This window comes from Halalkalibacterium halodurans (assembly GCF_005671335.1).
GTDB classification, from domain to species: Bacteria; Bacillota; Bacilli; order Bacillales; family Bacillaceae_D; genus Halalkalibacterium; species Halalkalibacterium halodurans.
Map to the genome: position 1 here is coordinate 1,154,468 of NZ_CP040441.1, position 22,830 is coordinate 1,177,297.

At 43.7% G+C, this 22,830-nt stretch carries 18 protein-coding genes and 1 pseudogene; 16 read left to right on the forward strand and 3 right to left on the reverse strand.

The genetic code is table 11. The annotated features are described in order from the left end of the window. The first annotated feature begins 147 nt into the window (after window positions 1-147). The 7 genes from FED51_RS05655 (at window position 148) to FED51_RS05680 (ending at window position 7,995) form a co-directional block, all read left to right on the forward strand. Window positions 148-1,128, forward strand: coding sequence for an ABC transporter substrate-binding protein (locus FED51_RS05655; protein ID WP_233443910.1), 981 nt, complete (start codon window positions 148-150; stop codon window positions 1,126-1,128). 289 nt (window positions 1,129-1,417) lie between these two features. After that, window positions 1,418-2,749 carry a 4-aminobutyrate--2-oxoglutarate transaminase gene (gene gabT, locus FED51_RS05660; protein ID WP_053431802.1) on the forward strand — a complete coding sequence of 444 codons (1,332 nt, stop codon included), beginning with the start codon at window positions 1,418-1,420 and terminating at the stop codon, window positions 2,747-2,749. A gap of 63 nt (window positions 2,750-2,812) precedes the next feature. Next, complete coding sequence (locus tag FED51_RS05665) at window positions 2,813-4,174, forward strand: sigma-54 interaction domain-containing protein (RefSeq protein WP_053431801.1); 1,362 nt, start codon at window positions 2,813-2,815, stop codon at window positions 4,172-4,174. Window positions 4,175-4,189: 15 nt separating this feature from the next. Further along, entirely contained in the window at window positions 4,190-5,587 is a 1,398-nt protein-coding gene (locus FED51_RS05670) for an APC family permease (protein WP_053431800.1), read from the forward strand. 15 nt (window positions 5,588-5,602) lie between these two features. Beyond that, window positions 5,603-7,009 (forward strand): NAD-dependent succinate-semialdehyde dehydrogenase, encoded by a 1,407-nt coding sequence (locus tag FED51_RS05675; protein WP_053431799.1) that lies wholly within the window; start codon window positions 5,603-5,605, stop codon window positions 7,007-7,009. Between the two features lie 118 nt (window positions 7,010-7,127). After that, entirely contained in the window at window positions 7,128-7,301 is a 174-nt protein-coding gene (locus FED51_RS21035; RefSeq protein ID WP_175414306.1) for a hypothetical protein, read from the forward strand. Window positions 7,302-7,314: 13 nt separating this feature from the next. Next, window positions 7,315-7,995, forward strand: coding sequence for a zinc metallopeptidase (locus tag FED51_RS05680; protein ID WP_053431798.1), 681 nt, complete (start codon window positions 7,315-7,317; stop codon window positions 7,993-7,995). 86 nt (window positions 7,996-8,081) lie between these two features. Here the strand turns inward: FED51_RS05680 and folE2 are convergent, their stop codons facing one another. Further along, entirely contained in the window at window positions 8,082-8,981 is a 900-nt protein-coding gene (gene folE2 / locus FED51_RS05685) for a GTP cyclohydrolase FolE2 (protein WP_053431797.1), read from the reverse strand. A 142-nt stretch (window positions 8,982-9,123) separates the two neighbouring features. Here folE2 and FED51_RS05690 point away from each other — a divergent pair, with 142 nt between their 5' ends. The 3 genes from FED51_RS05690 (at window position 9,124) to FED51_RS05700 (ending at window position 11,735) form a co-directional block, all read left to right on the forward strand. After that, window positions 9,124-9,591 (forward strand): DinB family protein, encoded by a 468-nt coding sequence (locus FED51_RS05690; protein ID WP_053431796.1) that lies wholly within the window; start codon window positions 9,124-9,126, stop codon window positions 9,589-9,591. A gap of 116 nt (window positions 9,592-9,707) precedes the next feature. Beyond that, entirely contained in the window at window positions 9,708-10,160 is a 453-nt protein-coding gene (locus FED51_RS05695) for a GNAT family N-acetyltransferase (protein WP_053431795.1), read from the forward strand. Window positions 10,161-10,397: 237 nt separating this feature from the next. Then, window positions 10,398-11,735: a hypothetical protein gene (locus FED51_RS05700; RefSeq protein ID WP_053431794.1), complete on the forward strand. Its 1,338-nt coding sequence runs from the start codon at window positions 10,398-10,400 to the stop codon at window positions 11,733-11,735. A 263-nt stretch (window positions 11,736-11,998) separates the two neighbouring features. Here the strand turns inward: FED51_RS05700 and FED51_RS05705 are convergent, their stop codons facing one another. Then, window positions 11,999-12,604, reverse strand: a complete 606-nt coding sequence (locus FED51_RS05705; protein ID WP_010897172.1) for a TetR/AcrR family transcriptional regulator — start codon at window positions 12,602-12,604, stop codon at window positions 11,999-12,001. Window positions 12,605-12,771: 167 nt separating this feature from the next. Here FED51_RS05705 and FED51_RS05710 point away from each other — a divergent pair, with 167 nt between their 5' ends. The 6 genes and pseudogenes from FED51_RS05710 to FED51_RS05735 all read left to right on the forward strand — a co-directional run bounded on the left by FED51_RS05710 (window position 12,772) and on the right by FED51_RS05735 (window position 21,612). Further along, window positions 12,772-13,689 (forward strand): ABC transporter ATP-binding protein, encoded by a 918-nt coding sequence (locus FED51_RS05710; protein WP_010897173.1) that lies wholly within the window; start codon window positions 12,772-12,774, stop codon window positions 13,687-13,689. Next, a complete protein-coding gene (locus tag FED51_RS05715) occupies window positions 13,689-15,293 on the forward strand; it encodes an ABC transporter permease (RefSeq protein WP_053431793.1) in 1,605 nt (534 codons plus the stop codon). The genes FED51_RS05710 and FED51_RS05715 overlap by 1 nt, the downstream gene beginning before the upstream one ends. Window positions 15,294-15,701: 408 nt before the next feature. Further along, window positions 15,702-17,159, forward strand: coding sequence for a benzaldehyde dehydrogenase (yfmT, locus tag FED51_RS05720; protein ID WP_138090330.1), 1,458 nt, complete (start codon window positions 15,702-15,704; stop codon window positions 17,157-17,159). A gap of 22 nt (window positions 17,160-17,181) precedes the next feature. After that, on the forward strand, window positions 17,182-18,039 hold the full coding sequence (locus tag FED51_RS05725) for a methyl-accepting chemotaxis protein (RefSeq protein ID WP_041821297.1): 858 nt from the start codon (window positions 17,182-17,184) through the stop codon (window positions 18,037-18,039). Window positions 18,040-18,352: 313 nt separating this feature from the next. Further along, window positions 18,353-20,230 (forward strand): molecular chaperone HtpG, encoded by a 1,878-nt coding sequence (gene htpG / locus FED51_RS05730; protein ID WP_053431791.1) that lies wholly within the window; start codon window positions 18,353-18,355, stop codon window positions 20,228-20,230. Between the two features lie 166 nt (window positions 20,231-20,396). Next, window positions 20,397-21,612 (forward strand): annotated as a pseudogene (locus tag FED51_RS05735) (ISL3-like element IS651 family transposase). 223 nt (window positions 21,613-21,835) lie between these two features. Here the strand turns inward: FED51_RS05735 and FED51_RS05740 are convergent. Further along, window positions 21,836-22,789: a DMT family transporter gene (locus FED51_RS05740; protein WP_053431790.1), complete on the reverse strand. Its 954-nt coding sequence runs from the start codon at window positions 22,787-22,789 to the stop codon at window positions 21,836-21,838. Between the last annotated feature and the right edge of the window lie 41 nt (window positions 22,790-22,830).

Below are 22,830 nucleotides of genomic sequence, written 5' to 3' on the forward strand. Positions count from 1 at the left end.
TTACATAGGAAGGGAGCTTTTTTATAATCTTCATTGATAATGAAAATTATTATCAATGAAGATTTTTTTGAGTGAAAAAAATAAATAGAGGTGTCTGGCGTAGGGCGCTTTGCACTTTTCTTTTAGTCCAAGGGGGAACAAAAGGTGATGAAAATCAACAATGGGAATGTTGTTATTCTCGGAATGTTGTTAATGGTCATGTTGTTTTCCGGCTGCAATGGTAGTGCGGAAGAAACGACAGATGAGAATGCGGGAGGGACGGATGAGACGGTTGAACCGGCTGATGGGGAGGCAACAGATGGCTTTCCGAAAACGATCCATCATGCAAAAGGTGAAACGGTGATCGAATCCAAACCTGAAACGGTGGCTATTCTTTATTTTCCTTATGCTGAGCATTTATTTGCAATCGATGAAGCTTCTCTCGTTGGGGGAGTCGTCGGCTTAAAATCGCTGCAAAATTTCCCAGTCTACGAGCCGTTTCTTGCGAGCGGGGAGATCATTGATTTAGGAGACGAAGCAAACCTCGAACAAATCGTCGAATTGAATCCTGATGTCATCATTGCGACCGAGATCGATGATAAAATTTATGATCAACTAGAGAAGATTACAGATACTGTCATGATTCCGATGTCGGAAAACTGGCAGGAAACGATCATCCAAGTTGGCGCTGTCGTGGGGGAAGAGGAGAAAGCGCAACAGTACATTGATTCCTTCAACCAAAAACTGACGGATATTGCAGCTACGATGGAGCAAACCGACCAAAAAGGAAAAACGGCTCTCTTCATGATGACATGGGCGAACGGCTTTAATTATTACAGCGGTGTTCGTATGGCTCATTATTATGAGGAGCTCGGCTTTGAGCCGTTTGCGGAATTGGACGATTATGGCGAGATCGGACTAGAAGGGGTGAGCGAGCTTGACCCTGATTATATCTTTCTCGCAGAAGATTTTACTGAAACGGCGGAAACCAAGTTGCAAGACCTTGAGGAAAGTCCAGTCTGGAACCAATTAACAGCTGTTAAACATGACCATGTGTATGTCGTGGATACAGAAATGATGGGGCCTTTGGCAATGGGACAATTCAAAGGGCTGGAAGTGATTGAACAGATCATGAGTGAAGCTGAATAAGTTCCTTTATAAAAGGTAGAGAGAATATTAAAAGACTACTTATACAAATAACCCAATATTGACTTATGTAAGTCATAATTGGGTTATTTTTTTGTTAAAAACGAGAAAAAGAAAGCGTGCTCCTAGAAGGTTCGTAAGATTTCATGACATGTATAGTTAAGTCATAAATGACTCAGGCGAAAGGGAGGAGAGTGGGAATGCCTTAAAAATACTGAAAAATTAGATCATTTAGACTTGGCACGCGATTTGCATATTCATTTGGTAGATCGTTAGAAAGGGTGATGCAATTGTGAGTCAATCGATTCAGACACAAGAGGAAGATTTGAAAAGCTTGTTGACGAGACGGGAACGAATCGTTCCGAGAGGGGTCGTAAATAACATTCAGACGTTTGCCAAAGAGGCCAAAGGGGCGATCGTGATCGATGTAGAAGGGAAGTCGTACATTGATTTTGCTGGAGCGATTGGGACAATTAATGTCGGTCATAGTCATCCGAAAGTCGTACAAGCCGTTCAGCAGCAGGCCGACCAATTCATTCATACCGGCTTTAACGTGATGATGTATGAATCGTATATTGAGCTGGCAGAGCGATTAGCTGCTTTAGCCCCAGGTTCGTTCGAAAAAAAAGTATTGTTGCAAAATAGCGGAGCGGAAGCTGTAGAGAATACGGTAAAAATTGCGCGCAAGTATACGGGGCGCCAAGGGATTGTCTCGTTTTCTCGTGGATTCCATGGACGGACGCTTATGACGATGACGATGACGAGCAAGGTGAAGCCTTATAAATTTGGCTTCGGTCCATTTGCTCCTGAGGTGTATAAAGCGCCATATCCGTACGAATATCGCCGACCTGAAGGGATGTCTGAAGACGCTTATCACGCGTATGTGTTACAAGAATTCATCCAGTTTATGAATGTAGAAGTGGCCCCCGAATCGGTTGCGGCAGTTGTGATGGAGCCTGTTCAGGGAGAAGGTGGCTTTATCGTCCCGAGCAAGTCTTTTGTTCAAGGGGTTTATCGCTATTGTAAGGAGCACGGGATTCTCTTTATTGCTGATGAAATTCAAACAGGTTTTGCTCGAACAGGTCACTACTTTGCGAGCGAACATTTTGAGATAGAGCCTGACTTATTAACAGTGTCCAAGTCGCTCGGAGCCGGCGTACCTATTAGCGGGGTGATTGGTCGCCGAGAAGTGTTGGATGAAGCAAGTCCTGGGGAGCTCGGGGGAACATATAGCGGGAGTCCGTTAGGCTGCGCGGCAGCATTAGCGGTGCTCGACATCATCGAGGAAGAAGGCCTCAACGAACGGGCGCGAAAACTTGGTCAAGTCGTTATGGACAAGATGGCACAGCTTCAAGAGCAATATGAGTGCATTGGCCATATTCGCGGACTTGGCGCCATGTGTGCGATGGAAGTCGTAAAGGATCGACACACGAAAGAGCCTGATAAAGAATTAACGGCCAAGATCGTTTCCGAAGCGGGGAACCGTGGCCTGTTGTTATTAAGCGCTGGCCAATATGGAAATGTCCTCCGTTTCCTCATGCCGATTGTCATTACAGATGAACAGTTAAACAACGGGTTTGCCATTTTAGAAGAAGCGTTAGCAACAGCTATAGTGAATAGGTAAAACCTGCATTTCCCCCTCCTCTTTTGGCATAGTACACTTATATGAAAGGATGGGGGAGGAATGATGATGGGATCTCGTGAGAATGAGCTTGAACTTTTAAATGCCGAGCTTGAAGACATTTTTGAAGCTTCCTTTGACGAAATTTTCGTGACCGATGCCGACGGAATTGTTGTGAAAGTGAACTCAAGGTGTGAGGAAAATTATCGGCTTTCGGCAGATGAAATGGTCGGAAAGCACGTGAAGGATTTAGAAAAGGTAGGGGTGTTTTATCCGTCGGCCACCTTGGAGGTTATCGAAACCTATCGCCCACTTGAATTATTGCAACAAACGCGATCAGGTCGGTATTTACATGTGAGATCAAGGCCAATTTTTGATCGAAACGGACAATTAACAAGGGTCGTTAGCTATTCGCGAGATTTGACTGAGCTTACGTATTTGAAGCGGAAAATAGAAGAAATGGAAGGTCAACTAGCAAGCTATAAGCGTGAATTGGGTGACCCCGTTACCCTAGAAGGGATCGTCTCGAAAAGTGAACAGATGACACGGTTGATGGAGCTTATTCATCGCGTCGCCAAAGTGGATAGTACCGTCCTTGTTCTTGGTGAGACAGGTGTTGGGAAAAGTAAAATCGTGAAGCTTATTCATGAATTAAGCGATCGTGAGAACCAGCGATTCTATGAAATCAATTGCGCCGCGATTCCAGAGCAGCTCATCGAATCGGAGCTGTTTGGCTATGAAGCGGGTGCCTTTACGGGTGCGAGCCGTCACGGAAAGAAAGGGTTGTTTGAGCTTGCGAATGGGGGGACGCTCTTTCTTGATGAAATTGCGGAAATGCCTTTGCATTTACAAGGAAAGCTGCTGCAAGTGCTTCAAGAAAAAAGCTTTCGGCCCATTGGTGGACAGGCGATGCAGCTAGTCGATGTCCGCGTAATTGCCGCGACGAATCAAGAGTTGGAACAGATGGTGGAGCAAGGCCAATTTCGCCGGGATTTATTTTATCGTTTGCAAGTGATCCCGGTTCACATCGCTCCCCTTCGAGAACGGAAGGAAGATATTTTGCCTCTTGTTTACTATTTTCTCGACCATTACAACAACCGATATGGGCGGGATGTGAAACTGTCACCTAAGGGACTTGATGCGCTCTATTCCTATCATTGGCCGGGAAATGTTCGGGAGTTAGAAAACTTAATGGAACGGTTAGTCGTCACATCTGATCAAATGGTAGTGGCGGAAGATTTACCGTTTCACACGGAAAGTATGCCTGCAAAAATCGAAGGACGTAGTTTAAAAGAATTATTAGAAGAAACGGAACGGGCGATCATTCGAGATAGGTATGCATCGCATCAGTCATCGTATAAGCTGGCCGAAGCATTGAAGATTAGCCAATCAAGTGCGATACGAAAAATAAAAAAATATATCGAGTGAAAGGCAGTGGTATGATTGCTTCAGCAAAATCGAGAACTTAAGAAGGTGTTGTCACGATTAGATGTTTTTGTCCTTTCAGTTGGTGCCATGCTTGGCTGGGGGTGGGTCGTCTTATCGGAAAGCTGGCTCACATCTGCGGGCTCTTTCGGAACCATCCTCGCCTTCCTGATAGGTGGTTTACTCGTCACGTTTGTCGGTCTCACCTATGCGGAGCTCGCATCGGCAATGCCGAAAGTGGGCGGAGAGCACGAGTATGTTCACCGAGCGATGGGAGGGAAAGCCGCGTTTCTCGCATCTTGGGCGATTACGTTAGGGTACGTTTCCGTCGTCGCTTTTGAAGCCGTTGCCTTGCCTACGGTCATTGAATACATTTTCCCGAACTATCAAGTCGGATACATGTGGACGATTGCCGGGTGGGATGTGTACGCCTCATGGGTGTTAGTTGGTATGGCTGGATCAATTTTTGTCATTGCAATTAACTACTTCGGCTTAAAGCCCGCCGCAAAAATCCAAGTGATTTTAACATTGAGCATTATTTTAATAGGTCTTATGCTCGTATTTGGTTCAGCTGTAGGCGGAGAGACGGTGAACTTTGAACCGTTGTTTGTAAATGGCGCTACTGGCATCATGGCGGTCTTAATTATGGTGCCTTTCTTGTTTATCGGATTTGATGTCATTCCACAAACGGCAGAAGAGGCGAACATTCCGGCTAAAGATATTGGAAAATTATTAATATTCTCTGTTTTCTGTGCTATTGTCTTTTACATTTTGATTGCTATCGGTGTGGCGTCTGCCCTTGATGCTAACGCCCTTGAGGTGACCCAGCTCGCAACAGCTGATGCCATGTCCGCCCTGTTCGGCTCAACATTTTTTGGGCATTTACTTGTCGTTGGTGGGGTGGCTGGAATTATGACAAGTTGGAATGCCTTTATTATTGGCGGGAGCCGCGTGATGTTTGCGATGGCCCAATCGGGCATGCTTCCGAAATGGTTTGGTCGTCTCCATCCAAAATACCGGACGCCATCCAATGCGATTCTTTTTATCGGTGGATTAGCTGTCCTAAGTCCGCTTTTAGGGAGACCGGCCCTCGTCTGGTTTGTAGATAGCGGTGGTCCCGCGATTGTCATTGCTTATTTAATGGTGGCGATTGCCTTTCTTTTGCTACGAAAAAATGAACCGGCGATGGAAAGGCCTTATCAATCAGGACGATCCTCTACTGTAGGTTGGATCGCACTCGTGTTAAGTATCGGATTTTTGATTATTTATTTGCCGGGAATGCCAGCTGCGTTAACAGGACCTGAGTGGGTCATTTTTGTCGGTTGGTTCCTAATCGGACTTTACTTCTTTGTCCAAATGAGTAAAGGGAAATATAAAGAGAACGAAAACGAAAAAACGTCTGATCAGGCGATGTAAGGGAGTGGAGGTTAAATGGATCTCTATATTAATGGAGAGTGGATGAGGAGCGGAAAAACATTAGATGTGACCAATCCGGCGACGGGTGAAGTGATTGATACCGTTCCCTTTGCTGGAAAGAAAGAGGCAGAGCTCGCCGTATCCGCTGCATATGAAGCTTTTCCGCAGTGGTCAAGCCAAACAGCCTCAGAGCGGAGCCGCTATTTAATGAGATGGTTTCAGCTCATTGATGAACAACAAGAAGAGATTGGCGAAATCATGACGAAGGAGCAAGGGAAGCCGCTTCGTGAAGCGATTGGAGAAGTCCAATATGCCAACTCGTTTATTCAATGGTATGCCGAGGAAGCAAAGCGTATTTACGGTGACACGATCCCTGCTTCGGCTATAAACAAACGGATTCTTGTGCAAAAACAACCAGTAGGTGTGATCGCAGCCATCACGCCATGGAACTTTCCTGCCGCAATGATCACAAGAAAAGTAGCGCCAGCTTTAGCGGCCGGTTGTACCGCTATAGTAAAGCCAGCAGAGCAAACACCGTTAACGGCCTTAAAGCTAGCCCAATTGGCGGAGGAAGCAGGGATTCCTGCTGGCGTCCTTAATGTCATTACCGGGAATGCCCAAGACATTGGTGAGGCTTGGCTTGAGGATTCACGGGTACGAAAAATCACGTTTACCGGCTCAACAGAAGTTGGGAAGCTCTTAATGCGCGGGGCAGCTCAGACAGTAAAAAAAATATCGCTTGAGCTCGGAGGTCACGCCCCGTTTATTATCATGGATGATGCCAACTTAGAGGAAGCCGTTGACCAAGTAATAGCTTCGAAATTTCGCAATGCTGGTCAAACGTGTGTATGTGCCAACCGAATTTACGTTGCCCGGGAAATAGCCGAAGCTTTTACAGAAAAGTTTGCCGCAAAAGTGAACGAACTAAAGGTTGGAAATGGACTGGAGGAAGGTGTCACGATTGGCCCATTAATTGATAAAGCTGCCGTGGAAAAGGTAGAAGCTCATATTCATGATGCCCTTAAAAAAGGAGGACAGGTTCTTGTTGGCGGCCGGTGGACGAATCATTTTTTCGAGCCTACGATCATTACTGGTGCGACAGACGAGATGCTTTGCATGAATGAAGAGACGTTCGGTCCCCTCGCCCCGGTTGCAACGTTTGACACGGAGGAAGAAGTGATCGAACGAGCAAACCATACACCGTACGGATTGGCAGCTTACGTCTTCACCGAAAATATTGGCAGAGCGATCCGTTTAAGCGAAAAGCTCGAATACGGGATTGTTGGGGTGAATGACGGGATGCCTTCAGTGGCTCAAGCTCCGTTCGGTGGCTGGAAAGAAAGTGGCCTCGGACGTGAAGGTGGAAAATACGGAATCGAAGAATACCTTGAGGTCAAATATGTATCGGTCGCGTTCAAATGAAGGAGGGCCCCTAGACTCTGCTTATAGAGTTTAGGGGGTTTTATTGATAAAAAAAGTTCATACTCAGTTCACATATTTTTGTTACTCTTTACGCATATAAGTTTTTTTGAGTGTGATCATGAATGAACCAGAAGAAAGAGAAGGTGTGGGTTTGATAAAAATGAAAACAATCAAGGACATTGTCGAATCCCTAAAGCTCCAAGGGGTTCAAGCAGAGCATTTGCAGGCGGGTACTTGGACAACACTAGTATCTTTTTTTGATTTGACGGGAACGATAGTTATATTCAGCTAGAGGGGGAACCTATATGTTCTTTCACGCGATGGACATTTTGATTTTTGCAGCGCTTGGACTTGCTTTGTGGGCTCAGTCAAAAGTAAAAGGAAATTTTCAGAAGTGGTCTAGAGTAGCAGCATCTTCAAACGCAACAGGTGCCCAAGTCGCTCGTTTTATTTTAGACAAGGAAGGTCTTCATCATGTGAAGGTGGAGAGGTCGAAGAGTGGCACGTTGTCGGATCACTATGACCCTAGAGCAAAAACAGTTCGTTTATCAGATCCTGTGTATCAAGGGCATTCGATTTCGGCTCTAGCAGTAGCGGCTCATGAGGTGGGCCACGCCATTCAAGATCAACACAACTATTCAATGCTTGTCATTCGGCACCGGTTATTTCCAGTAGCGAGCATTGGTTCACAACTAGCCCCTTGGTTGTTTATCGCTGGTTTTTTGCTTGAGATGACCAATTTAATCGGCGTTGGAATCATTCTTTTCTCTGGAGCTGTCCTGTTTCAAGTCGTAACCTTGCCGGTCGAGTTCGATGCGAGCAAAAGGGCAAAAGATAAGCTTCTTCAGCTTGGACTCATTCAGTCCCGAGAGGAAAAGGGGATCGGTCAAGTGTTGAACGCTGCAGCGCTCACGTATGTGGCGAGTACGCTTATGGCCGTCTTGCAGTTAATTAAATTTATTATGATTTTTAGAGGTCGAAGATAACGATTTTTCATAAAACGAGACTGAGTCTATCATGGATCAGTCTCGTTTTTTATAGAGGATCTTCGGAATGCCTGTCCCTTTTTGGACTACTTTTTTGAATAGGAGAGCGTAGCAATGGCGTCATGCTGATGGATCGACTCTTCATTTCTGCACTCAACGGTAAATGCTTTAATCGTTTCGTTTTCATAAAGATCTGCGGCGGTTAATCGCACCATGTCTTCGACGAATCGTGGGTTTTCATAAGCCTTTTCTGTCACTGCCTTTTCATCAGGCCGCTTCAAAACAGGGTACAAAATCGAACTAGCATTAGATTCCGCTGCTTCGAGCAAGGTCACTTTCCAATCGTCGCTTCCTTCTGTTGGCTCATAAAAAGTTGCTTTGATGGTGACATAGCCCCGTTGATTATGAGCACTGTACTCACTGATTTCCTTAGAGCACGGGCAAAGAGTCGTGACGGCTGCTGTTAATCCGACCTCATGAGTAAAGCCTAGCGTTTCATCGAAGTGAACGTTCAAACGAGCTTCTGCATGGGCTAGCCCGATTTTATTTAGGGAAGGGCTCTCACGTTCAAAAAACCAAGGAAATGTGACATGAACATGGGCCCTTGATTGTTCCATTCGTTCGGCTAAATCTTTTGTGAAAGCTTGCATATTTTTTAAACTCAAGATGAATCCAGTTTGGTGGTACTCCTGAAGCAATTCGGTTAAACGACTCATGTTAATCCCTTTACTCATTTGCTCCAAGCTTGTCGTTAATGAGAAAGTCCCAACCGTTGTCTGTTCGTATGGCTTGAGGTTAGACTGGATAATGCAAGGGTGTTTCACATTATGAATGCCGACAGAATCAAGGGCAAACAAAAAATCGTTCGGCATGTTTTGCAGATCGGCCATTTCTTCTTTATGAATCGGTTTCTTTCCCGCTACAGGGGGAACAGAACCAAATCGTTTATGTCGCTCTGTTTTACTAGGCCATTGTTTCGTTTTCATAGGACCTCCTTCACCTCTTAAATAAGAATAATTACGATTTATATCTTATCCTATAAAGTCTTGAGAAGTAAATGAAAAAGCTTAAAGAGAAAGGAAAAGGTCAAATCGTGTCGAAAATATCTACCAGAAGGGAGAGATGAAGGTGAAAAAAAGGCACGACATTCTTTTTACGCAATTAGAAACGTATCGAGGCTATTTGCTAAAGGTTGTGGCGGATGTAACGGAGGAAGAAGCGAATATCATTCCGAGTGGTTTTAACAACAACATTCGCTGGAATTTGGGCCATGTCTATCTTGATCAATTTTTATGGATTGAAGAGGTGACAAGGGAGAAAATCGATTACCCTAAAGCATTTCTCCGTTGGTTTAACTTTAAGACATCGCCATCGGACTTTACCGCAGAGACGCCAACGGTAGCGCAACTAAAGAAATTACTAGAACAACAGCCAGCTTGGATTAAAGAGACGTATGGACACCGATTAGAGGAAGAGATGGCTCCTACAGAAATGGGGATGTGTACGATCGAACAAGTACTATCACGTACCATTTTTCATGAAGGAATGCATCTCCAAGCGATAATCGATCTAAAAAAACTCGTCAAATCCTCTTAAAAGAATAACCTTGTTCAAAAAAGCTTTGATGCGTAGTCAAAGTCTTTTGATGCTGATGGAAAAGTGGTACGATTGAAGTCGTGCCTTTGGCTAATTTTGAATAAGGAGAGGTTCAAATGGGGATAGTGTGTAAAGCATTTCAATCGATTCCAGAGAAGAACGTAGTAGCTGGCATTCTCCACTTGCATGAGCAAATCTTTGGTCAGAAGGATAATTTGCTTGAAAAAATGGAACGTAAGCCCAACATCCTTATCTTCGTGGCACTGGATAGGGGCCATGTAGTTGGGTACAAGATAGGATATGAATTGGACAAGCGGACGTTTTACAGTTGGTTAGGTGGCGTTGATCCGAACATAAGAAAGCAAGGAATTGGCTCCATGTTAATGGAAAGGCAGCATGACTATTTAAGAGATGTTGGTTATAAGGTTGTACGAACGAAGACGATGAACAAGTGGCGAAACATGCTTCTATTAAACATTAAAAGTGGTTTTGATGTGATTGAGACGTACATTGATGATAAAGGGCTACATAAAATTGTCCTCGAAAAAAAGCTAGATGCTTCAAGTTAAAAAGACCGTTCTCGTGTGAGAAAGGTCTTTTTATATGACATTATATCTATCTTTTCTCATGAGTCTATTAGTCTATCTATTCGACACAATTAGTAATTAATCGATAATCGTGCTGAAAGTCCTGCTAAAAAACGATTCTTTCGAACTGGAAATTTTATGAGATAATAGCTAATGTTGTGATGGATATACTTTTACAATAGAGGGAGCGAATGGACATTGATAGGTAAGAAGTTATGGATGAGTTTAGGTGTTATTGCAGTTGTTATTGGAGTCGGTTTCTTTGTGTATTCGGTTATTAATAATTCACCAGAAATGAAACTCGCAAAGGCACTAGATCGACTATTAGAAGCAGAAAAGATTCAAATTGAAACAGAGCAGAAGGGAACTTTGGATTTTGAGATTTCCCCGGAAGAGTTGGGACTAGCTTATGATGAAGAGGTTTACTTAGACATTTTTCAAGATCTGCTTCAAAATTTCGAGGCAACAAGCTCGACTATTTATGACAAAGAGGAGAAAGTATTAGAGGTGGATGGATCCTTTGGAATCTCAGGGGATGTTCAAGGAGAAAATATTACCCTTCATTTTCCTATAAGTGTATATTTAGATGAGAAAGAAAATGAGTGGGCAGTAGATTTAGATCCATATGTACAATTTGTCCCAGAATTGATTGATGTGTTAGCTTATAACGTTGTACCAAATGTTCCTGAGATTGAGCAAGAATTGGCTTTAATCGTAGACGGTGATCTAAGTGATTGGATTTCAAAAGAGGCAGGCGCTATTATTAATCCGATTTTAGAAGATTCGATGAAAGAGAAGAAATATACGTTTGACAATAAACTGCCAGCTAGCCTCTTTGAAATGACTGAATTCGAATCTGAATCATGGGAATACGTAGAACAATTCTTTGTGGACAAAATGTTGGATTACTATAAAGAACATGCGGAAGAGGGCTTTATAACCGAAGAGGACGGATGGATCTACCTAGATCTTGATCAAATATTATTCTACGAATCGCTCATTTATGCATTAGAAGAAGTGGAAGCTGATGAGAATGCAAAGGAAGCATTGGAAAAATATGATGTAAATGTTAAAGATGCAATCGAAGTTTTTGATGAAGTGATCGATGAGTATAAAGACACTGAGACGTCAGCAAAGCTCGGGTTCTTCATTGAGAAAGGCATTTTAAAACAAATGACTGCTGAAGTTACATCAAGTTTTGAAGAGGATGGAGCAACAATTAGTTCAACGTCAACATCCACTAGCACATTTAAGTACAACGAAGATGTTGAATATCGTTTCTACGGGAAAGACCGTGACAACATTACTGATGATGATATCGAACAGATGATGTATGATATTGAAATGGATTTTGAATCTGCTATTGCACAATTACAACAAGATTACTATGAAGAAGAGTTGAGTGAGGAAGATTTAGCATTGCTTGCAGCGATTGAAGCACAAGAAGTGTCCCATGAAGATTTTGGATTGACTGAAGAAGAAATGTATTATTGGGTACTTGATTTAGAATTAGCAGGTTTGGTTGAGCCTGGAACATCCGACTTGTATTTAGAGTAATGAGAGAGAAAATGGGGCTGGCAGCGTTGCCGGCCTTTTTTCTCTACCTGTTAGAAAAAAATCTACCATAAAAAAGGTGGACAAAACTAGCCAAACGTATTCAAAAAGGTTCAGATCATTTTATTTTGATGATCCGAACCTTTTTTTCTTGCTTAGGTGCACCGGGGAGAGAATAGGCAACCTGAACAAGCTTCACATAAAGGTTTAAAGTATAAGGAAACATTCTCTTCTGCCATTAAGAGTTGGCGGAAAGATAAACGCTATTATTCAGGAGTATGCTTCCTATGTTTCTTTTCTCCCATTATGCCGTAAAAGAAAAGCTTCGTAATGTCCTCTGTTAACGGTAAGATTTTTTCATATACTTCTTCCTTTTGGATATATTCATTAAGCATTTTGATATAGAAGATAATCGCTTCATGGGATAAAGAAGGATCGACATATCCTTGTTCTTTTCCTTCTTGGAACAAGTGATCAAAGTGCTGAAGGGCATTTTGCATATAGTCGTTTTCAGCAATGGTTTCGTTTGCCGTATATTCCTTCATCAAATATTGATAAAACTCTTCATGAATGCGGCGCGCCACTTCTTTTTTTCTAAACATAATTTCCTTTATTTTTTCGGGGAATGGTTTATCGCTATACACCGTTTGTTCAAAATCGCGAACCGCCTTGTCCATATAATAAAGAAAAACTTCATGAGTCAAATTATGTTTGCTCTCAAAGTAATTATAGATCGTCACTTGTGAAACGTTCGCGTTCTTTGCAATTTCTGCTATCGATACTTTTTGGAGACCATACTCCATAAATAAAGATAAAGCTGCCTCCAATATATCGCGTTTTTTTTGTTCTTTTCGTCGTTGAAAGCCGTCCATTTGCAACACCTCATCGTTAGTGTAATAAAAATTTTGTAATAAAACAAATCAAATCGTTCATAAATTGTTGTCAAACGGTTGATTTTTTTATATTATGAAATATAAAGGTAAAAATATTTCAAAATATATGTTGATCCTTACATGTGGATGTCAAAGGAGGATTTCCTATGGAAATTGTAAAAGCAACAAATGTGACGAAAAGATTTGGGGCATTCACCGCATTAAATCGTATAAATCTTGAAGTACAGCGGGGAGAGATTTATGGTTTTATCGGACCAAATGGTGCTGGTAAATCGACAACAATTCGTATATTGCTTGGGATTTTAAAGGCTTCTGAAGGAGAGGCAAAAATTTTTGGCAAGGATGTATGGAGTGACGCTGTAGAAATCCATAAGCACCTTGCATACGTTCCGGGGGATGTGAGCCTTTGGCCTAACTTAACAGGAGGAGAAGTCATCGATTTGTTTATGAAGCTGCGTGGTTCAGTGGACAAGAAACGCCGCGATCACTTTATTGAGAGATTCAAACTTGATCCTTCGAAGAAATGTCGAACGTATTCAAAAGGGAATCGGCAAAAGGTGGCTTTAGTCGCGGCGTTTGCGTCAGGAGCAGATCTCTATATTTTAGATGAACCGACCTCTGGTCTTGATCCGCTCATGGAACGGGTGTTTCAAGAATGTGTGTTAGAGGCGAAAGAAGCAGGAAAAAGCGTTCTTCTTTCCAGCCATATTTTATCTGAGGTTGAGAGATTGTGTGATAAGGTGGGGATTATTCGTCAAGGTGAAATGATTGAAACGGGAACATTAGATGAACTCCGCCACTTAACAAGAACCACTTTAGTCGTGAAGACGAAACAACCGATTCCAGCTTTACAAGAACAAAAAGGTGTCCATGATCTTGCCGAAAAAAATGGGGGCTTTTCTTTCCAAGTTGATGCCGAATCTTTGGATGAAGTGATGAAATATGTGAGTCAGTACGGATTAATTACACTTGAAAGCGCGCCTCCTACGTTAGAGGATTTATTCATGCGCCATTATGAGGGGGCAGGCCAAAGTCCAACATCGCAAGCTGGAGGTGAGGGGTAATGTGGGGGCAGCTGTATGAGCAAACAGCGAACATGATCTCGTTTATTCTCCGGCGTGATCGTATCCGTTTGCCTATCTGGATAATAAGTTTAACGGCGATCACGGTTATAACGGCCTCGGCGTTTCCTGGGCTCTATTCATCAGATCAGGAGCGGCAAGCAATTGCAGAAACAATGAAAAATCCTGCGATGACGGCAATGGTAGGTCCAGGATATGGATTAGACGACTATACAGAGGGAGCGATGATGGCGCACCAAATGCTCCTTTTTACTGCAATTGCTGTCGCAATCATGAGCATATTAATTGTCACCCGTCATACGCGTACAGATGAGGAGGAAGGACGTGTTGAACTCATACGTTCCCTTCCCGTTGGGCGATTAGCAAATGTGATGGCAGCGATGGTCGTTTTGCTCGGCACGAACATTCTTTTGGCGGTCATCATCGGATTTAGTCTGTTTTCGTTAGGGATTGAGAGTATAGACTTGCAGGGTTCTCTCTTATATGGAGCTGCTTTGGGTGGAACGGGAATCTTTTTTGCTGCGGTCACGGCCCTTTTTGCCCAGCTATCGGAAAGTTCTCGTGGCACGATCGGATACTCTTTTGCCCTGTTAGGAGTCGCGTATTTAGTCCGTGCGATAGGGGATGTAAGCAGTGAGGCTTTATCTTGGTTCTCACCGCTAGGGTGGATTTTGCGGACAGAAGTATATGTGAACAATCGTTGGTGGCCACTGCTTCTGACAGTAGGTATTGCTTTCATCATTGGGGGAGTCGCCCTTTATTTAAACCGCCGACGAGATTTAGGGGCAGGAATTTTACCATCGAAACCAGGAAAGAAAAATGCCTCCCCGCTTTTACAAAGTCCGTTTGGTCTGGCACTCAGATTACAGCGCACGAGCATCATTGCATGGGCGGTCGGAATGTTTATCTTGGGTGCTTCCTATGGATCCATTTTTGGCGATTTAGAATCCTTTCTTGCCAATAATGAGATGATGCGTCAAGCGTTTGAGCCGATTGAAGGGTTAACGTTAACGGAGCAATTTTTAACGATGCTTATGTCAATTATTTCTATGATTTGTACTATACCACCAATCATGTTCGTGTTAAAACTGAAAGGGGAAGAAAAACGGAATCGAACGGAGCACTTGCTTGCGCGGGCAGTCTCTCGCATGCATGTCATGGGGAGTTATTTCGTCCTCTCGGTTCTCTTCGGATTTTTAATGCTTCTACTAGCTCTAACGGGGCTGTGGCTCGCTGCTTCTTCAGTTATGGAAGAGCCGATTTCATTAGGAACGCTCTATCAAGCAGGACTCGCCTACTTGCCTGCCATGTGGATGATGATTGGCCTTGCCATGTTGCTCATAGGGCTTATTCCACAAATGACAGGGATCACTTGGCTCTATTTAGGATATTCTTTCTTTGTCGTTTATTTAGGAGGGCTGCTTCAATTTCCGGAATGGCTTGGTCAGCTCTCGCCGTTTGGTCATATTCCTCAGCTACCAGTTGAAGACCTAAACATCTTATCAGTGTCTGTGTTGACAGGCTTAGCCGCTATTTTAGCCGCGATCGGATTTATCGGCTATCGAAAACGGGACCTTGCTGGGTAAATTCAGTGCCTCCTGCCTATTTTAGGGTGGGAGGTTTTACATGTGTAAATAGATATGAGCATCTCGTTGAGGACGTGAGGTAGGTGTCAACTTGAAATAGTGAAATTAAAAAGTCTCTTCATTGTGAGAGGCTTTTTTTAGTAGGTAAGAACGTATAACGAGAGCTATCTAGCGCAGGATGAGAAACACGAAGCGCTTCCCGAAAGAGCCCTACGATCAGACAGCAATGGCTTGAAAGCTTTCCTTCTCTTCATTGTTACGGTCCAGTCGCTACGTTTTTGAAGCGGATGCTTTGCACTTTTCCTATTCCCCATCAATCTCCTAATCTGTCATTATTCGATGAACCGTTAAAAAATTTCCTCATGAACCGATAATAATAGTGTAGGTACTTAAGACTAGGAGGTTTCTATGTTTAACATCCAAGATTTAAATAAACAGTACATTGATGGAGAATGGAGGGATGGAAAAAGCCCTCGGGTACTTCGTGATCGAAATCCGTACAATCAAGAAGTATTAGCTGAATTTCAAATCGCAACAGATTCAGATGTTGACGCGGCTTACCATGCAGCTTTAAAAGCACAGAATGAATGGGCCACTGTGAATCCATATAGAAAGCGAGAGATTCTTGAACGGGCCGTTACCTACATCGAAGAACATGAAGAGGAAATCGTTGCAATCATTATCGACGAATTAGGTGGCACACGTTTAAAAGCGGCTTTTGAAATCGGACTTGTAAAAAACATGATCAAGGAAGCCTCCACCTTTCCCCTAAGAATGGAAGGAAAGATTTTACCTTCCACGGAAAATGGGAAGGAAAATCGACTGTATCGTGTCCCAGCTGGGGTCGTGGGTGTTATTAGTCCTTTTAATTTCCCTTTCTTTTTATCTGTTAAATCGGTGGCACCAGCTTTAGGGGCTGGAAATGGTGTTGTGTTAAAGCCACATGAAGAAACGCCGATTACCGGAGGAACGTTGATTGCCAAAATCTTTGAAGAGGCCGGTGTTCCAAAGGGGCTCTTAAATGTCGTCGTGACTGAAATTGATGAAATTGGCAACGCTTTTGTTGAGCATCCGATTCCTAGAATCATTTCATTTACAGGCTCGACGAATGTCGGTAGCCACATCGGTCAACTCGCGGTAAAGCATTTCAAGAAGCCGCTGTTGGAGCTAGGTGGCAACAGTGCCTTTCTTATTTTCGCTGATGCGGATCTTGACTATGCGGTTCAAGCTGCGACATTTAGTCGTTTTACTCATCAAGGCCAAATATGTATGTCGGCCAACCGAATCTTCGTCCAAAGAGATGTATATGATGAGTTTGTTGAGCGTTACGTAGCCAAAGTCGCTTCGCTTAAAGTAGGAGATCCAAGGGACCCTGAAACAGTCATCGGTCCTGTTATGAACAGCAGGCAAGCAGAAACACTCAAACAAGCAATTGAGAGCGGAATAGCGGCAGGTGCAAAGCCTGTTTTACATGGAGCTATTAATGGAAATATGGTCGAACCTACCATTTTAATCGATGCCTCGTCGGAGATGGCGATTGTTCAAGAAGAACTCTTTGGTCCTGTCGTTTGTGTCATTCCGTTTGATACGGAAGAGGAAGCGGTTGAAATGGCTAACGATACAAAATACGGGCTTAGTGGCGCGATTCATACTGCGAATGTGGAACGTGGCGTTGAAATCGCTAAGCGTATTCAAACAGGAATGATTCATGTAAATGACATTACGATCAATGACGAGCCGATTGTTGCTTTTGGCGGGGAAAAACATTCTGGGCTGGGACGATTGAACGGTGAGTGGAGCTTAGAAGAATTTACGACATTAAAATGGGTATCAGTTCACTATAGTCAACGGGTTTTCCCATATTAAAAAAAGAGGGTTGATGAAGAAGATGAGCGAACTTATGGAAAAAGATACGAAACAGGATCTGTTGGAAGCATTTGTAAAGGTAGCCCCGTTTTTAAATCAATTAGTTCAGGATGACATTACGGTCGGGGTTTATGATACAGAAAAACTGATCATCAATATTCCTGCCAAAACCTTTTCCCTCAATGTAAAGCCGGGGGACCCGCTTGCGGAAGGAGATATTATTACAGAAGCGATTCGGCACAACGCTGAGCGTGCAGCGATTGTGCCAAAAGAGCTGTTCGGCTTTCCTTTGATCGCCAAAGCGATTCCGCTCCATGATTCGAAGGGCAAGGTCATTGGCGGTGTCGGAATGGGAACAAGCTTAGAAAAAGCGAACAAGCTGTTTGAAATGGCAGAGAGCTTTTCTGCCATCGTGGAAGAGACGGCCGCTTCCATTGAAGAGATAAGCGATTCTGTGACAAAGCTGACAGAGCAGGTCACTGATGTATCTTCTCATATGAAAAATGTGAGTGTGAGCGCGGAGCAAATTGGGGAAATTTCCTCGGTTGTAAGAGGTATTTCCGACCAAAGTAACCTTCTAGGCCTTAACGCGGCCATTGAAGCAGCACGTGCGGGAGAGTCAGGAAAAGGCTTTTCTGTCGTGGCGAATGAAATTCGGAAGCTTGCGACAAATTCAAAAGAAAACGTCAGTCAAATTAACGATATTACAAATACGATACAGGATCTATTAAAAAAGCTAAACGAAGCGTTTTCCGAGATTCACCAGCTGACAGATACACAGGCTGGTTCAATCGAGGAGTTTGCTGCCACCATGCAGGAAATTAGTCGAAATGCCCAAGATTTAGCAAAGGTAGCAGAAATCTCTCTTCCGAAAGAGTAGTAACGAGTAAAAGGCGGCTTAACGTCATACTTCATGACGGTCAGGCGGCCTTTTCTCATTTTACATAAAAATTAGTTGAGAACAAAAGCGAGCGCTTCCATCATTAAGGCTTTTGCGCAAACAACGGTCATAGTTTTTTTCCTAGACGGCTTGACATGTTTTAGGACGGTATGCTATCAAATAATCGTTAGCACTCGTTGCTTGCAAGTGCTAACGATTTCTTGCACAATCAAAAAGGGTACCATTTGTACTCATAGGTGTAGTAGCAAGCGAATTTTTAAATGAATCTTAGTCATTGAAAGGAGAGAGTGCCATGGAGAGAAAAGAGTTTAAAGCGGAATCGAAACGGCTGTTAGAAATGATGGTTAACTCCATTTACTCGCAAAAGGAAATTTTCTTGCGAGAGCTCATTTCAAATGCGAGTGATGCGATTGATAAAATTTACTACAGAGCATTAAGCGATGATTCGATCACGTTTAACAAGGATGATTATTTTATTAAAGTAACGGCTAACAAAGAGGATCGGACGTTAACGGTAAGTGATACGGGAATTGGGATGACGAAAGAGGAGCTTGAAAGCAACCTCGGAACGATTGCTAAAAGTGGGTCGCTTGCCTTTAAAACCGAGAACGAAAGTAAAGACGGACATGACATTATTGGTCAGTTTGGGGTTGGCTTTTACTCAGCATTTATGGTCGCAGATAAGGTTACCGTTACAACGAAAGCATTAGGAGAGGAAAGCGGCTATCAGTGGGAATCTACCGGTGCGGATGGTTATACGATTCTACCGATTGCTAAAGAGTCAGTCGGAACAGAAATTACGTTAAAGCTCAAGGAAAACACGGAGGATGAATCGTACGATGAGTTCCTAGAAGAGTACCGACTACAGAGCATTATTAAGAAGTATTCTGACTTCATCCGCTATCCGATCAAAATGGATGTAACGAAGCGTGAGCTTAAGGAAGGTACCGAGGACGAATATGAGGACGTCATTGAGGAACAAACGATTAACAGCATGGTGCCAATTTGGCGGAAAAATAAAAACGAGCTTAAAGACGAGGACTACACTAACTTTTATCATGAAAAACGGTACGGCTTTGACCAACCGTTAAAGCATATCCATATTAGCGTCGATGGGGCTGTTCGATATAACGCGATTCTTTTCATTCCAGAAAACATTCCATTTGATTATTACACGAAAGAATTTGAAAAGGGCCTCGAGCTTTATTCGAACGGTGTGCTCATTATGGAGAAATGCCCTGACCTCCTTCCAGATTATTATAGCTTTGTGAAAGGAATGGTCGACTCTGAGGATCTATCGCTCAACATTTCACGTGAAATGCTTCAGCACGACCGGCAGTTAAAGTTAATTGCGAAAAATATTAAAAACAAGATTACGAGCCATTTAAAGACGTTATTAAAGGACGAACGGGAGAAATTCGAGCAATTCTACCGTTCATTTGGTCGCCAATTAAAATATGGGGTGTACAGTGATTTTGGTGCCAATAAAGAGGACTTACAAGATTTGCTCCTTTTCTACTCTTCGACGGAGAAGAAAATGGTCACTTTAGACGAATATGTGTCTCGCATGAAAGAAGACCAGCCGTACATTTACTATGCGACAGGGGAATCCTATGCTCGGATTGAGAAATTGCCGCAAACGGAAATGGTCGCAGATAAGGGATATGAAATTTTATATTTCACAGAAGATGTGGATGAGTTTGCGATTAAAATGTTAGCTAGCTATAAAGAAAAAGAATTCCGTTCTGTCTCAAGTGGTGACTTAGGATTCGAAGATGACGAGCAGAAGGATACTGCCGCTGACACGGACGAACAGAAAGAGCTGTTTGAACATATGAAAACCATTTTAGACGGCAAAGTGAAAGATGTTCGAGCCTCCAAACGATTGAAATCCCATCCTGTGTGCCTTACTGCAGAGGGGGAAGTATCAATTGAAATGGAGAAGGTACTCCGAGCGATGCCTGATAATCAAAACGTTCAAGCAGAAAAAGTGTTAGAAATCAATGTGAACCATGACGTGTTCGATGTATTGAAGGCATCATTTGAGTCAGATAAAGATAAAGTCGATTTATATACGAAGCTTTTGTACAATCAGGCACTACTCATTGAAGGATTACCAGTGGAAGATCCGGTCGCCTTCTCAAATGATATTTGCAAGGTGATGGCATAATGGTTCAACGAGGGAGCTCCAACAGATGGAGGCCCTCTTTTTTTGGCTCTACAATAAATGTTGGGGTTTTTGCACAAAAGAGGGGCAAAAAAAATGCACGCAGGCTCCTTTATCCATTATCCTTGAATTGCCCAGAAACAAAGAAAGGATAGGAGCTGCGTGTACGATGAATTTTACCATGGATTTGCCCGGATTAAAAGGTGTGAAGGTCACAAAGATGGAGGAACGAGAGGGCTTTATCGCGCTCCATGTAGAAATGCCTCGAACGCCTCATCGTTGCCCATCCTGCGGGGAGAGAACCGAGAGAACCCATGATTACCGCATCCAAAAAGTTCAACATCTCAAGCTCTTTGAACGGTGGGTGTATCTATTCTATCGAAAGCGCCGGTACGCGTGCAGATGCGGGAAGCGGTTTGCGGAGAAAGCCTGTTTTGTAGAGCGATATCAGCGTCAGACAGTGGAATGGAATCAAGCGTTTCGCTTACGGCTCATTCAAGGGAAGAACTTTACGGACACAGCGAATCAATTCCAAACGTCCGTGACAACTGCCATGCGCCGGTTTGATCAATTGGCGGCCCCCCTCGTGAAGAAGGTGGATCACCTTCCTCCTCGGATTGCGATTGATGATTACAAAGGGGATACGAAAGCGGGGAAATATCAAGTGATCATTGCGGATGCAGATACACGGAAGCCACTGGATATCTTACCGGATCGTAAAGCCGATACGCTTAAACGATATCTTCAAGAGAAGGGTCATCATGTGAAAACAGTCGTGATGGATCTCAGTTATACCTTCAAGTCGGCTGTTCAAAAGGCCTTAGGCCACCCGCTCATCATTGGGGATCCGTTCCATTTCTGTCGTTACATCTACTGGGCTCTGGAAGGGGTTCGCCGCCGAGTGCAAAAAGCGTTCCATCCGTATCATCGAAAACGATGTAAACGGATCAAACATCTGTTTCAGAAAGAGAGAAGGACTGGATGATAAGCAAAAGAAGAAGGTGGAGCGGTACTTAGAGCTATCCCCTGATTTAAGGGAAGCGTATGAGCTAAAAGAACATTTTCGTCAGTGGTATCAAGAAGCGAAGATGCAAGGAAGGGAAGGACGAATGAGCGAGGTGAAACAAGGGCTCTACGCCTTTTACCGAAGAGTGGAGGCGAGCCCGTTAAAGGAGTTCCACCGAGCCATTCAGACGCTGAAGAACTGGCAGACCGAGATCTTGAATAGCTTCGCGTTTGGCTTAAACAATGGTTTTATCGAAGGACTGAATAATCAAACGAAGGTGATTAAGAGAAATGCCTTTGGTTTTCGGCGTTATGATCGCCTACGAAACCGTATTCTCTTGCATCATCAATTCAAACATCAGACATTCGGGGTAGGATAAGAGGGGCTCGCCCTCCTATGCCACCCCAACATTTGACTAAGAACCCTTTTTTTCACTCTTCTTTAAGTTGGCGAAATTCCCTTAGCCCAGCATACATATGGTACAGTTTACAGAGGCGTAGCTTGGTATTAATGTATTGTTATCTATCTAGCGTTCTCTTGGATGAAGCAAGCGTGTCGTAACAAAGGGTGTTGCTTGTATGCACTATAAACTAAAAAGCCACCTAACTGGCGGCTTTCCGTTTCATTTGAGGGACGCTTTTCGAAAAGAAGCTATGGGCCATCATCCCGGCGATAATCAGGGCAAGACCGATAACGGCGAGTCCGCTCGGCCATGGGGAGGCGAGCAGCCACACTTCACCGAGAATGACGAATAAGACTTGCGTTGACTGGGTGGCTTCCACTGCTGCTAATTTTGTTTCCTGCTTTCTTACCCGGTCGGTAGCAATAAAAAATAAGGTCGTGGCGATTACACCGGAGCTAATGGCAACAATGAAGGTTTGTAGCCACTGGTTGCTAGCCGGTGGGCCAACGGTAACGAAGCCATAGATTGATAGAATTGCCCAAAACGGTAGCGACATGAGCGTCATCCCGAAGACGCGCTGGAACGTGTCAAGGCGGGAGCTACACAGCGCCATCATTTTTCGGTTACCGAGCGGATAGGCGAAGGCAGCCACGAGTACGGGGAAGACGCCGACAACTACATGATGCAAGGATAATGAGCTGATGTGCTGGGCTTGAATGATGACAATGCCAACGAAAATAACCGACGAAATGATCAAGGCTCGGAGCGGTAGCTTTTGCCGTACGATTGTTTCTCCTTGTTTTGTAACAAATAAGGGGGCGAGCAAAACCCCTGCGACAATTGTGAATTGCCACGTGCTTGCCACGAGCCAGCCTGGCCCCGATGCAGCCGCGTAAGTGATCGGTGCATAAAACAACACGAACCCACAAAAGCTCCACACAAGCCAAGGGAGCGGGTGTTTTTTAATGTCGCTAAACACTTCTCTCACGTTACGACGAAACAGAACGATTAGAAACAAAAAGGGAAGCATAAAGAAAAAACGAAGCGATGCGCTCCAGATCCAGCTACCGCCAGAAAGCTCCATTGCTCGATTTAACACAAATGTAACAGCAAAAAACATGGACGCCACAATCCCGAGAAGAATTTCCTTCATGCGCATCACGTCCTTTGTATGTATATTATATTTTACTTTAG